Source organism: Bacillus sp. LSHTCR4, from assembly GCF_057197025.1.
Map to the genome: position 1 here is coordinate 1521125 of NZ_JBXUNO010000001.1, position 14521 is coordinate 1535645.

The following is a 14521-nucleotide window of genomic DNA, read 5'->3' on the forward strand; positions in this document are numbered from 1 at the left end:
TAAGGGGGATTTGCTATGTTATATAAAGATATATATTCATTTTCTCCAACTGGAAAAATAGAAAATGATATTAAAGATTTTTTATTAAAATACAATCAGGGGTTTACATATAAACATTCAATTCGTGTAGCAAATGAAGCGAGAAACATTGCAGAAATGTTTTATGAAGATGAAGAAAAAGCAGCAATCGCGGGATATTTACATGATATTAGCGCAATCTTTCCAAATGAAGTGCGGATTGCAGTTGCTGAAGAATTTGGAATAGAGATATTAGAAGAAGAACGAAAATTCCCAATGATTATTCATCAAAAACTTTCGAGAGTAATCGCAAAAGAGATATTTAAAGTGAACGATGAAGAGACTTTAAATGCAATTTGTTGTCATACCACACTACGTAAACATGCAACGAAGATGGATTTAGTGTTATTTGTTGCTGATAAAATAGAATGGGATCAAAATGGGACACCACCATACTTAGTAGAAGTAAAAAAGGGGATAAAACAATCTTTAGAACATGCTGCTTTTGCATATATTTCATATTTGTGGGAAAGAAAAGAAACGTTGAAAGTTATACATCCTTGGCTAGAAGATGCATATTGGCAGTTAAAAGAAATTGTAGAGTAGAAAGGGTATGAAAATGTAGGTAAGAAAATAATGAATTAAACATTTTCTAGGGTTACATTAGTACCATACATATACTCTCAGTGGAAAAGTCATTTGTATTTTGATTTCGGGAAAGGGAAATATCAAAATATAGAAGGAACCGGCGATTTAAATATGGAATACCTCTCTCAACTTTATACATATAATAAATTCTTATTTGAAGATATATTTTCAGAGGAAGATGAAGTGTTATAGTAACAAATGCTTATCGATTGAAAAAAGGAGAATGTGAAAAATCTACAGAAAATAAATATATAGACGATTTATTTAGAAAAGAGATTTAAAGTATCATATAAGGCAAGAAACAATACCATTTTTATATAAAAATGAAGAAGTTGACTCGTATTGTATATATCAATTTTTATTAAAATGTTTCGCTGGTGGTATAAAGCATAAACGACTTATTCAAGCAGCGAATCATGAAGATTTTCCAGGTTTTTATCCTCGTTTGGACGCAAAAAAACAAATTTCTTATCCAGATGTATTTCTCATAAATGCAACAAAAGATATTATCATGTTTATGTATGATGATAGAGGAAGTGAAGTAATTTCGAAGAATAAAGAAACAATACGAAATTTATATGAGAAATATAAAAAGTGGATTCCAGATTATAAAAGAGAAAGCATAGATAACTTATTTAAATGACAGTAAGGGAAGTGAAGTGTGTAATGAAACGTATTGCAATCGTATCCGCATGGGAACCAGAACTTACGTATTTGCATCAATATTATCCAAGTGAACGCATTGAAAAACGAGCAGCTTGGGAATTTCATTTTCATTATATAAATAATCTGGAAGTTATCTCCGTTATAACTGGAGTTGGCAAAGTAAGTTGTGCAAGTTGTGTACAATTATTAATTAGTGAGTTTCAGCCAGATGAGTTGTTTATGACAGGGATATGCGGAAGTTTATCAAATAAGGTGAAAAATGGTCATATTGTAGTAGCCCTTAATACAATACAACACGATGTTACTGCTGCTGGTTCGGGGGAAGATGTTTTTAATTTATATAATGGTAGAACAGCACCAATTGAAACAACAAAGTCAATTGTAAGAAGAATAAAAAAAATCCGATCATATGAACCGATTCATTTCGGTACATTTTTATCTGGAGATCAACGTATCCGTAGTTCAGAAATGAGATATTTACTCCATACTGTATATGGAGCATTGGCGGTTGATCAAGAAGTGGCAGCATTCGCTTATGTATGCCAAATCAATAAGAAGCCTTTTCTATGTTTAAAAGCTGCTTCAGATCAAGCAAATGATAAAACGAAAGAGGAACAAAAAATCTTTAAAATGTTAGCATGTGAAAGAGCGTGCGAGTATTTAATTGCTTTTTTACGTGTATATGAGATTAATGTAGTAAACAATAGATAGTAAGAGGGGTTTAATATTGGAAAGCACAAATAAAATAGCTATTTTGGGTGCGAACGGAAAAGCCGGGAGATTTCTTGTAAACGAAGCGTTAGAAAAGGGATATGAAGTAAAAATATTAACGAGAAATTCTAATAATATGACGATAACTAATGAAAATATAGAGACTATTATTGGGGATGCACGTGATTTTTCCTCAATACGCGAATTACTTAAAGGGTGTCAAGCTGTAGTTAATGCGGTAGGTCAACCGAAAAATGAATCTTACATTTTTAGTACAGTAACGAAGCATGTTTTAGAAGCGATGAAGGAGTTTGAAATAAAAAGATATATTCTAATTTCCGGAGGTTCTTTAAATGTTACGGGAGATCAGAAGGGAATGGTAAATAAAATAGGAGCTACCTTGTTTAATTTGTTTTTACCAAAGATGATGCAAGATAAATATAAAGAATTGCAAAGTATTCAAGGTAGTGATGTAGATTGGACAATTGTTAGATTACCATTTGTTATGGAAGGGAAGGGCATTGGAAAGATAAAAGAGAGTTTAGTAGATATGCCAGGAATCAAAATACAAAATGGCGATATTGCACCGTTTGTTATAAAAGAAATAAATAGTGAGAGATATGTAGGGAAATGTCCGTTCATTTCAAATTAAGGGATAGAATTAAAAATTAAAGAATGATGGGTAGAGTGAAATTAGTACATTTTATGTATTTGAATGTTCAGTTTAACACGAGTAAGTGGGGGATAATTTTATATGATTCAATACAAAAGATGCAGTGAAGTAAGTATAGATTTAGTGTATGAGGCTTTTAAGGATGGGTTTTCAGATTATATTATTAAGATGGAAGTTTCAAAAGAAGATTTTGTAAAAAGGTTTTTTGGGGCAGAAGGGAATTCGTTAGAACACTCGTTTCTTGCTTTAGATGGTGATAAGCCAGTTGGTGTAATACTTGGTGGTATTAAGATTTATGAAAGTATAAAAACAATGCGTTGTGGAACATTAGCTATTCACCCTAAGTATCGCGGTATTGGTGTGAGTCAAAAGTTATTTGAACTGCATAAAGAAGAGGCAATTCAAAATGAGTGTAAGCAACTTTTCCTTGAAGTCATTGTAGGCAATGACCGAGCGATTCGTTTTTATAATAAATTAGGCTATGAAAAAGTATATGATTTATCTTATTATAATTTAAAAGATATGACTAAAATAATACCTAAAGAATGTAAGGGAATTGAAGTAAAACAATTAGAATTTGCAGCTTTTAAAGTTGAAATTCAAAAATGGTTACACTTCCATATAAATTGGCAAAATGATATGGACTATATTGAAAAAACAAATAATTTATTTTACGGCGCATATGTCAATAATGAATTAAAAGGTGCTATATGTACGAATGAACAAGGTAAAATTAGTTTTATTTTTGTAGACAAAGACTATAGAAATCGTAGTATTGGATCAAAATTAATACAAGTAGCAAGAGATGAGTTGAATTTAGCAAGTTTATCAATTGGATTTCCAAATAACAATTTACTAGAAGGATTTTTAAAGAAGATTGGATTTGAAAAGAATTCTTTAGCACAATATGAAATGTATGTACTGCTATAAAAAGCGAAAGGAATTATTCTTTCGCTTTTTATTTTTGTACTATATTGCTATTTTACTTTGTATAATATTATTTTTTTATGTAGAATAGATAGGATGGGAGGGGATGAAATGAATAATGGATTAAAGTTTAAGATTTTTGAATTGCATTGTTTCGTTCAAAAGACTTATTCTGATATGAAAATAGCATGTGATATTGCTATTTATCAAGAAAACACTTCTAAATATTTAATTTCATTAGGATTTTTGAATAAATCATATATGACTTATATAGAAGCAAAAAGATTTTATCGTGAAAATGAAGAACTTGTAAGTGTAGAATTTGATAATTTCTTTGATACATATGATATATTAGAACAGGAATTAAAAAAAGTTATTTCAACTGAAGATAAGAATCCTTCATTATTACATAGTAGATTTGATCAGTTTCAGCAGAAGGTTGAAAATATAAATGACCTAATAAAAGTATTGCAAAATGCTCGTTAACGAATGCTTTTCTGTTTTATATAGAAAGTATGTATTAAAAATATATTAGGTATATTACATATTGAAAAGATGACTTTTGTTGAGTACAGAAGTCATCTTTTTACATTAGAAATAGAGTGTATAAATTTTAGTAATTTCATATTTCAGGAAATCATAAGAGGGAAATAACATGAAAAATAAAAAAGAAATAGCTATAGTTGCATTAACAACAGGATTAGCTTTAACAAGCATAACACCATACGGGATAGGTTATGCGGAGGAAACGGATCAAATGCAAGTTGATATTCAAGAGGATTCGTTCCGTACAGGTGAACTTACAAAACCATCAAAAAAAACGCCAGAGAGTGTAGTGAAAGATGCACTTAAGGAAAAGACAGAGCATGTTTTGTCTCCAAAACAAGTTAGTGGAGACAAAGGGGTAGATTACAAGGTTCTTCAAAAACGTGGTTCATATGATGGGACTACACTTTTGCGTATGCAACAAATATATGAAGGAAAAGAAGTATATGGACACCAATTGACTGCTCATGTAGATAAAAAAGGTATTATTAAAAGTGTTTCAGGGAAAAGTGCACAAAATTTAGAAAAAGAAGATTTAAAGAATCCTATTAATTTATCAAAAGAAGAAGCAAAACAATATATTTATACGAAGTACGGAAATGATATTAAATTTATTTCTGAGCCAGAAGTTAGGGAAGTTATTTTTGTTGATGAAAATAATGGACAGGCTAGCAATGCATATCAAGTTACATTTGCAGCTGCCACACCAAACTATGTTTCTGGAACTTATTTAGTGGATGCTCATAGTGGTGATATGTTGAAAAATATGGTGCAAGAATCCAGTTTAAAAGTAAGGGAAGAGCATCTTGAATCTTTAAAGGAGAGTAAAAAAAGCAATTCCATATCATTAACGGGAACAGGAAAAGATGACTTAGGTATAACTCGCTCATTGGGTATTTCTGAGCAAAGTAACGGAAAATATGCACTTGCTGATTATACAAGAGGACAAGGAATTGAGACGTATGATGTGAATTATAGAGATATTAATTTTGAAGAAAAATATTATCCGGGTATATTAGCAACTAGCACTTCAACAACGTTTAATGATCCAAAGGCGGTAAGTGCTCATTTCTTAGCAACAAAGGTATATGATTTCTATAAAGACAAATATAAGCGTAATAGTTTTGATAATAAGGGGAAAAAAGTAGTATCAGTTGTACATGCATGGCATTCAGGAGAAACAGATGATCCTAAAAATTGGGGGAATGCATTTAGTGCTAATATTAACAATGTTAGTATGCTTATATATGGTGATCCAATGGTTAGAGCGTTTGACATAGCGGGCCATGAATTCACACATGCGGTTACATCTAGCGAATCTAATCTTGAATTCTTTGGGGAATCGGGGGCAATTAATGAAGCATTATCTGATATTATGGGAACGGCTATTGAGAAATATGTAAATAATGGAGAATTTAATTGGACAATAGGAGAACAAAGTGGATCCGTTCTCCGTAATATGAAAAATCCATCTTCAGTCAAATTTTTTGATGGAGTACCATATCCGGATGATTATAGTAAATTTAGTGATTTAAACGGAGAAGATAATGAGGGCGTTCATTTTAACTCAAGTATTATTAATAAAGTCGCCTATTTAATTGCACAAGGCGGCACTCATAACGGTGTAACTGTAAATGGTATTGGTGAAGATAAAATGTTTGATATTTTCTATTATGCAAATACTGATGAATTGAATATGACTTCTAATTTCTCTGAATTAAGATTAGCATGCCTTAAAGTTGCAACAAATAAATATGGAGCAAATTCAATTGAGGTTGAAGCGGTCCAAAAAGCTTTTGATGCAGCAAAAATTAAAGGAACAGTGAAAGAAGACGAAAAAACTAAGGCAAATCAAGTCCCAGAGTTAACTGTACCACTTACAATTACACTACGTGTAGGTGATACGTTTGACCCAATGAGCAATGTAAAAGCTATTGATAAAGAAGATGGTGATTTAACAAATCGAGTAGAACATGAAGGTGAAGTAGATACTTCTAAACCAGGAAAATACATTGTGGATTACTCTGTCGTTGATTCTCAAGGTGGGAATGCAACGGCAACACAGACTGTAATTGTAGAGGGAAATGAAGAAACATCAGATCTAAATCCTACACTAACAGTACCTGTTGCAGCGATAATTACTGTAGGAGATTCATTCGATCCAATGGTAAAAGTAAAAGCTATTGATAAAGAAGACGGCGATCTTACTTCTAAAGTAAAAGTTGATGGTGAAGTAGATACCTCTAAAGCCGGTACTTACATATTAACGTATACAGTTACAGACTCTAAAGGCCATGAAGGAATTGCGAAACAAACTGTAACGGTCAAAGGTAGAGAAGAAGTTAAGAATGAAATACCGATACTAAAAGTACCTGCTACAACTACAATTACTAAAGGAGATCAATTCAATCCAATGGCAGGAATATCCGTTACGGATAAAGAGGATGGTGATCTTACTTCTAAAGTCGCGTATGAAGGAACTATAGATACCTCTAAACCTGGTACTTTCGAAATAATATATAGTGTTAGAGATTCCGTAGGTAATGAGGTACATACAATACAAAAAGTATTTGTAAAAGATAAAGACACTAGAAAAGCTAATGGCCTTGCTAATAACAGTAATATAACGAACAACAATAAATCCGATAAAAAAGAGTCTATGTATAAAGAGCTTCCCAACACTGGAGCCAGTACAACTAACAGTGCAACAATGGGGATATGGATGGTTATTGCAGGTACAGTACTCACTTTAGTTCGTAAATTTAGAAAGGTACAAAAATAATAGTAAGGATTATTCCTTTCTAAAAAGTCCATTATCTAGAAGAAATAAAAAGGTTGTGTATCATGAACTGATTACATAAAGTTAGTTAGATTGTTGCATTAAGAAATTTTTAGTATTTGAATTCAGATATTGTTCTGGACTCTTGATACTGAATTTTTTCCTTAATTCGTTATGTTGTTATTACTTTCATTATATTTTTCTTAATTTGTTGAAGAAGGAAGGATATTAGTAAACATAGAATATATTAATAAATTAAAATGTTTACGAGGTGAAAGTGATGGCAATAAAACAAGACGAAATTAAAATAGTAGTCGGAGCTGGTGTGTTTAATAATAATCCAGGTTGGATTCAAACGCAAGAAGATGAACTTAGCTTACTAGATAAAGCTACGTGGGAAGAAAGATTTGAATACAACTCTATTTCAGCAATTTTAGCGGAGCATGTATGGGAACACCTTACGTTTGAAGAAGGTGTAAGAGCAGCTGGAATTTGTTATGAATTTTTAAAGCCAACAGGGCACATTCGTTGCGGGGTTCCTGATGCATTTTTCAGAGATGAGGCGTATCAAAATATAGTTCAAATAGGTGGACCTGGCTCAAAAGATCACCCAGCAGCAAGTCATAAAATTGTTCATAACTATAAAACATTAACGAAAATGTTTGAAACTGCTGGATTCGAGGTAGTTTTACTTGAATATTGTGATGAAAATGGTCAGTTTTATTACAAGGAATGGGATGCAAACGACGGTGTTATTTTCCGTTCGAAAAGGTATGATTCTAGAAATAAAGGGGATAAACTTGGTTTTCCATCGTTAATTGTTGATGCGATTAAGCGGTAAATCATTCAACAAAAACAGGAGTAATTCTATAAATTTATGAGTCGCAAATGCGGCTCTTTTTATTTGTGCGTAAGTCTATATTTAATACGGAAACGTACAGTTAGGATAATTAATTCTAAAGATTATAAAATTTGATTTAGAAAATATTTAAATTTTTTCATCATCATTCACTTTAAATTAATACTTCGTTGATATAAAGATTTATTTTATATTTATATTCGTGTAAAATGAAGTGAGAACATACATTCTGTATAGGGGGCAATCAATATGATAGCTGAAATTGGGAAACTAACTGATGGATATATTGTAAAATTTGAACGTCAATTTGCATATACGATTGAAGAGGTTTGGTCAGTTTTAACAGAAAACAGTAAGTTAAAAAAATGGATGTCTAATTTGCAGATTGAAAGCCTTAAAACAAATGGTGTAATAAAGTTCGACATGATGGATGGTTCATTTATAAATATTGATATTATAGAGTGCCAACAAAACTCAGTGCTTGAATTTACTTGGGATAAAGATCGGGTCCGATTTGAAATACATAAAGAGGATAGTGGTAGCCTTTTACTTCTCAAAGAATACATTCATGTATTAACTGATCATACACCGAAAGATATGGCTGGTTGGCATATTTGTTTAGATCTTTTTTCTGCCGTTCTAGAAGGAGAAGAAAAAGAATTTTCTAAAGATAAATGGCAACAATGGTTTGAAATATATAAAGATAAGGTTCTTGAATTAAGAGGATAATCAACTTAAAGGTTATATTCATTGTGTAATTATTATATTGCAAATATGATTTTAATGAGAAATAAGAATAGAGGTTAATATGAAGGTAAATCAATTAATTGCTAACAACATAAATAAATTAGATACAGACATTCCATTTAATAAGTCGTTTGGAATCGCTGGTTTATCAGGGTCGGGTAAAACAACTTTTTGTCAAACGATTGGTGAAGAATCAAAAAAACGATTAGTTTCTTTATTACCAAAGGCTGAATATCAATATTTATTTCCTAATATCATGGAAACGAATTTTAGTGCAATTAAGATGGAGAATATGCCATTAGTACTTTTTCTGGGGAAATCATCAATTTCTTCCAATCCACGTTCAACGCTAGGTACACATACTGGTGTTTTCACTGAAATTCGCGAAAAACTTGCTGAAGTATTTCACCTTTCCCCTGAGGTCTTTTCATTCAATAACCAGTTAGGTTGGTGTACTGGTTGTAAAGGCCGAGGTACTACAAAAAATATTGAGTGTAAAAAATGTAAGGGAAAACGTTATAGCGAAGAAATTGAACAACATACTATAGATTTATTTGCTAAACCATATACCATTTCAAATATTAATGATTTAAGTGTTGAGTCTATTCTTTCGCTAGCGGAAGAGTTAAATATTAGTGAAGCAAAGCAACATATATTACAAAATATAATTAATATGAACATTGGTTATTTAACATTAAATAGAATAATGGGTACGTTGTCAGGTGGAGAGTTAACACGACTATATTTGGCTGAATTCATGGCAGTAAGTGAAAATGCTGTAATTATTATTGATGAGATTTCAGTTGGACTTGATCATGAAACATTATTACAAATATTAGAAGAGATTAAGCAATTAGGGTGTAAAAATCAAATTTGGCTTATAGATCATTCAGATACAGTACTGGATACAACTGATGAGCAATTGTTCTTTGGACCTGGTAGCGGAAAATATGGTGGACAAATTGTGAAAGAATCACCAAGGCCAAAACCACTACTGTGGGATTTAAATAAAGTAGTACCAACAGAATATTATACATTTCAAGAATTATATTGCCGTAATATCCAAATGGCGGAGTTTCAGATTCCAAAAAATAGGCTTGTAACAGTTACTGGAGAGTCTGGATGCGGGAAATCTACACTTGTCAATGAATGTTTAGCTACAGATTTCTTGAAACGATATCCAAAAGATAAACTAGTTATGGTAGGACAAGATCGAAATCAATCCATTACAAGTCGATCAACTGTAGCCACTTTCCTAGATATTAAAAAGAAGCTAGCAAAGTATAGTGAAGAAATCGATGATATTTTTGAGCGCTCAATTGAGGATATTATTGATGAACTTCCAAATGAAGATATTGCGTATAAACGCTTGAGTCTACTCATTAAATTAGGGCTTGGCTATTTAACGTTAGAACGAAAAACACAAACATTATCAACGGGTGAGTTTCAATGTGTTCATTTAGTTTCAGAGCTATTTGCAAACACAAGAAATCCACATACATTATTTATTTTTGATGAGCCTTCAAAAGGTTTATCACAAAATATTTTAAATCAATTTATAGATAGTGTTAGAGGAATATTGCAAGATGAATCAGTCTCTATCATTATGATTGAACATAATAGTTACATGTTAGAAAGCTCTGATTATATTGTAGATTTTGGGAAAAGACAGCTTGAAGCTATCAATCACCTTGAAATAGTAAGTCATGATGATTATTATCGTCAAAAAGGCAGTGTGAATAATGCTGAACAAATACATATTCCTTCAGCCCTTAAGCAGAAGGAAGGCGTTCATTATTTAGAAGAAGGTCATATTAACTATTTTAAAAATGCCGAAAATATTTATAAGGGTGGTATTTTAAAAAGTTTATCATCAATGGCTAGGTTAATTTATGGTGAATATGAATCGGAAATAATCGCTCCTGTTGTTGCTATTGATCTTGAAAGACATTTGTATAGTCAATATAGTTTCTTATATGAGGTTGGTGGACTAATTAATCATATTGTAGCTGCTCATTCAACTAATAAAGATACGAGAAGTTTTGATTTCTATTCACAGGACAATCATTGTCCATCTTGTTCTGGACGTCTTCAAATTGAAGTGTTCGATAAAGATATTACAATTCAAGATAAAAATGTTCCATTTTGGGATGGCTTATTTGATCCGGAAATCATGAAAGTATTAAAATTTTATCAATATGAAAAAATAGAGTTTCTATTCGAAGAAATTAAAAATGAGCTTGGTCACGATTTGTCAAAAAGCTATAATGATATGTCAGAAGAAGAAAAGCATACGTTTTGGTACGGATATTTTGAAAAATCATTTTATGATAAAAAAGGAAAGACACGCAGAACATGGGTAGGATTTAATACGATCATTGGTGGATATATTGTTATTTCAAAAGCAGCTATTAAAGAAGAAATTAAGACTTCTAAAGAAATGATGACATGCCCAATTTGTGAAGGGACTGTTTTAAATCACCATAAACCACTTAAATTCGGTAATGTAGATATTCGTGAAATTATCAATCAACCAGTTGATGAAGTGTTGGAAATAGTCGGTGATTTACCTGCACTTCATAAATTGAAGTATATAGTTGGTGGCGATATGAGATTGACAGAAGATATTTCTTTATTGCCAAGAAAAGCACAAGTTGCACTGAAAATGTTTGAATTAGAGCAGGCAAGCTTTTCAAACTATGAAATGGTGTTACAAAATGTTTTACCATTTTGGGACGAAATAGAAGGAAATATTGAATCCATTAGTGTTAATAATCAAGTAACTGTGTGTGATTTCCCTAATGTTTATGAAACGAGAGAAAACATGATAGATCAGTATTTCACAAATGGTAGATATAAAAAACTTACGTATGTATACGAAGCGTTTGGATACAAAAAGTTAGTTACCCAAATTAATAAAATTAAAAAAAGTAATCCATGTCCATTCTGTAAAGGAAAGAAAGTTATTACTGAAGATAATTTGCATGATGGTGTGTTTAAACTAACAATTCCATGTGTAACTTGTAATGCAAGTGGTATTAATGATGAAGGGCTAAAAGAAGTTGTTGAGGGTGTGGATGTACAAACATGGTTAACTGGAAAAGTTAGTGATGTTGTGGATAAGAGCTTATTAACAGAAGCTGTTTCGCAAATACCAATTTTTAATCGTATTCGTGAATTGGATAAACGAGATATGATGGCGGTTTATGAGTGTCTTGAGCGTAATCAGTAAAGTTTTATTAGTTTATGTGTTATAACATACCTTATATAAAACATATATTCTTTATAATGTATATATTAACGCAGTATGATTAATACAAGGTAATGAAAGAAAATCCAATTTCTTAATATCAAAATTAAGAAATTGGATCTTTTAGTATTTTTATGTCTCCCATACAATATTTTTCATTAAGGAAAGAAGTATTAAGGGGAGAGAGATAAAAAACTAATAGGGATAAACGATTGATATATTATGTAATTATTATATTATAAAAGTGATAATTAAGGGTGAAAACAGTTTATAAGTGGTATGTTTGTTTATTAATCTTTTTGTTTTATTGTCTGATTTTTTAAAATTTAACAGAAATATATACTTGAATGAAGTATATATTTCTGTTAAATTTATCCTATGGATAGAACGAGTTTAATTAAAGGTCATTTAGAAATGTGTGTATTATCTATTTTGTCGAAAAAGAAAAGTTATGGTTATGAGATTATGAAAGAACTTGAAGTACACAATTTAAAATTGAAAGGAGTAGGAAGTATTTATCCCATTTTAACTAAGTTGAAAAATCAAGAGTGGGTTAATACTTATCAAGAAGTAACAGACAGTGGTAAAGTTAGGATTTATTATGAAATTAATGAAAATGGGAAAATACGTCTTGAGAAAAAAATTAATGAGTGGTTAGAATTGCAATCGGATATTCAAACATTATTAAAAAGCAGTTTGAAAGGAGACCTTCTGAAATGAGGAATAGATTGATAGGTAAAGAAAAGCAATTTTTAACAGACGTACTAAAGGAATTAAAGCAATACGATATAAGTTTAGAAGAAAGGCATAATATTAAGCGACAAATATTAGAACATATTCAAGAATGTCGTGAACATGGTGAAGATAGTATAGATGATTTAGGTACACCTCAATTATTTGTTCAGGATTTTTTAGAAGTAAATGAAATTGATTTACAAGTTAAAATGAAACAACTTCAAAATGAAAAGGACAAATATAACATATTTATGTTACGTGGCATATTTATCGCGTTTATTACTTACCTCATCTCGCAAACTATATTTTCAATATTTTTAACTGAATCATTTAATCCAACTAATAGTAAAACTACATTTGATTATAATATTTTATATCGTATATCAGAGAATCAATGGTGGAACGCATTATTAATAACGACTAGTTTGACACTCTCTGTAGTAGTATATAGTAGCTTAGTAAGTTATAAAAAAAGAAAGCATCTAAAGTATAATGAAGAATACGATCTATAAACTGTCTCTAATTTGTATTCTTTGTAATGTATTAATATTATGTATCACATCTCCAAAAGTTTACGCTGAGCAAAATATTAAAGTTACATTGGATAAGTATATTGAAAAGTTTATAAAGGAGCAGAATATTCCAGGAGCTGCTGTTGCAATTGTACATAATAAAGAAGTATTCTTCACAAAAACAATGGGGGTTACTGGAGAATCTGAAAAAAAGGTAACTAGTAAAACGCCATTTGCAATCGGCTCAATAAGTAAATCTTTAACAGCTTTAGCTATAGTGAAATTAATAGAAGATAAAAAAATAAAATTAGAGGATCCCGTTCAACGATATCTCCCTTGGTTTAAACTAAAAAATCCTCAAAAATCCTCAGCTATAACAATCCAACATCTACTAACTCATACAAGTGGAATAAGCACATATGAGGGCTTATCATTATCAGATAAACAATCCAAAAGTTCTACAGCATTAAAAGAAAATGTAATGAAGCTTTCAAATGTAAAAGTAACTGCTCTACCAAGTGAAAAGTATCAATATAGTAATGCGAATTATATGATTTTAGGGGCACTTATTGAAGAAGTTACAAATGAAACATATTCTTCATATATGGAAAAACATGTTTTTCAGCTATTAAATATGAATGGTGCGGCAGCAAGTAAAGAAACTGCATATGAAAAAGGCTATTTAACAGGTTATCAATCGTGGTTTGGCATACGAAGAAAAAGCATAGTGTCCTATGATAATGCCGGGGCACCATATGGTTATATTACCGCGAATTTGGAAGATATGATTCAATTCATTATGTTTTTGAATCACCAAGAAAACCCTCAATTTTTAAAGCAAGAAAACATGGATCTTTATCTTTCACCACTTTATAAAATAAATTCAGAAAAAGGTTATGGTTTTGGATTAAGAACAACAAATATAAATGAAAGCGAAACGATGATTTGGCATTCAGGATCAACGCCCGATGCTCGTGCAGAAATATTTACTTTAAATAAAAGTGGCTGGAGTGGTGTGATTTTAACAAATAAAAATCATGTATTAGAAGAAACCGCACTATCAGAATTGAAAAAGGGGATTATTAGTATTTTGAATGGAGATGAACCGGTTAATATCCCTAAAAACATCCCATTAATACAAATTGTTTTGTTGCTAGTTACACTTATACTTTTCATAATATCAATTATGTTAATTAAAAAGTATAAACATATGAAAAGCGTAAAAAAGCTAATTTGGTTATTCATAGGGAGCCTATCCCTGCTATTATCTATTATTTTCATCCCACTTCTTACTTATAGTACAAGTTCACCATGGCGTACGATAAAAATATTTGCGCCAGACGTAGCTTTATTTACAAGTATTATTGTAACTTTATTTGCTGTGAACGGACTAATGTCAATTTTTATAGCCTTAAGAAGGAAGTAAGTATAAGGGGAAAGAATTAAAGAA

Annotated in this window: 12 protein-coding genes and 1 pseudogene; all 13 read left to right on the forward strand. The window is 31.0% G+C overall.

Annotation, left to right across the window (positions count from 1 at the left end; all coding sequences use genetic code 11):
- Positions 1-15 precede the first annotated feature (15 nt).
- The 13 genes and pseudogenes from yqeK to AC2CGR_RS07830 all read left to right on the forward strand — a co-directional run bounded on the left by yqeK (position 16) and on the right by AC2CGR_RS07830 (position 14497).
- Positions 16-624 (forward strand): bis(5'-nucleosyl)-tetraphosphatase (symmetrical) YqeK, encoded by a 609-nt coding sequence (gene yqeK, locus AC2CGR_RS07770; protein ID WP_087965238.1) that lies wholly within the window; start codon positions 16-18, stop codon positions 622-624.
- 69 nt (positions 625-693) lie between these two features.
- Positions 694-1309 (forward strand): annotated as a pseudogene (locus tag AC2CGR_RS07775) (DUF3885 domain-containing protein).
- Entirely contained in the window at positions 1306-2043 is a 738-nt protein-coding gene (locus AC2CGR_RS07780) for a phosphorylase family protein (RefSeq protein ID WP_131102189.1), read from the forward strand. Before AC2CGR_RS07775 ends, AC2CGR_RS07780 begins: the two are co-directional and overlap by 4 nt.
- A 16-nt stretch (positions 2044-2059) precedes the next feature.
- Complete coding sequence (locus AC2CGR_RS07785) at positions 2060-2695, forward strand: SDR family oxidoreductase (protein ID WP_087965236.1); 636 nt, start codon at positions 2060-2062, stop codon at positions 2693-2695.
- 102 nt (positions 2696-2797) lie between these two features.
- Positions 2798-3646, forward strand: a complete 849-nt coding sequence (locus tag AC2CGR_RS07790) for a GNAT family N-acetyltransferase (RefSeq protein ID WP_071716431.1) — start codon at positions 2798-2800, stop codon at positions 3644-3646.
- 108 nt (positions 3647-3754) lie between these two features.
- Positions 3755-4129, forward strand: a complete 375-nt coding sequence (locus AC2CGR_RS07795) for a hypothetical protein (protein WP_087965234.1) — start codon at positions 3755-3757, stop codon at positions 4127-4129.
- Positions 4130-4298: 169 nt separating this feature from the next.
- Complete coding sequence (locus AC2CGR_RS07800) at positions 4299-6971, forward strand: M4 family metallopeptidase (RefSeq protein WP_484480707.1); 2673 nt, start codon at positions 4299-4301, stop codon at positions 6969-6971.
- A gap of 277 nt (positions 6972-7248) precedes the next feature.
- Positions 7249-7809, forward strand: a complete 561-nt coding sequence (locus AC2CGR_RS07805) for a class I SAM-dependent methyltransferase (protein ID WP_484480708.1) — start codon at positions 7249-7251, stop codon at positions 7807-7809.
- Positions 7810-8076: 267 nt separating this feature from the next.
- Positions 8077-8556, forward strand: a complete 480-nt coding sequence (locus AC2CGR_RS07810; protein WP_131102192.1) for an SRPBCC family protein — start codon at positions 8077-8079, stop codon at positions 8554-8556.
- 79 nt (positions 8557-8635) lie between these two features.
- Positions 8636-11806, forward strand: coding sequence for an ATP-binding cassette domain-containing protein (locus AC2CGR_RS07815; protein ID WP_270185196.1), 3171 nt, complete (start codon positions 8636-8638; stop codon positions 11804-11806).
- Positions 11807-12238: 432 nt separating this feature from the next.
- Positions 12239-12544, forward strand: coding sequence for a PadR family transcriptional regulator (locus AC2CGR_RS07820; RefSeq protein ID WP_434683333.1), 306 nt, complete (start codon positions 12239-12241; stop codon positions 12542-12544).
- Complete coding sequence (locus AC2CGR_RS07825) at positions 12541-13071, forward strand: hypothetical protein (protein WP_131102196.1); 531 nt, start codon at positions 12541-12543, stop codon at positions 13069-13071. Before AC2CGR_RS07820 ends, AC2CGR_RS07825 begins: the two co-directional genes overlap by 4 nt.
- A complete protein-coding gene (locus AC2CGR_RS07830) occupies positions 13052-14497 on the forward strand; it encodes a serine hydrolase domain-containing protein (RefSeq protein ID WP_484480709.1) in 1446 nt (481 codons plus the stop codon). The genes AC2CGR_RS07825 and AC2CGR_RS07830 overlap by 20 nt, the downstream gene beginning before the upstream one ends.
- The last annotated feature ends 24 nt before the right edge of the window (positions 14498-14521 follow it).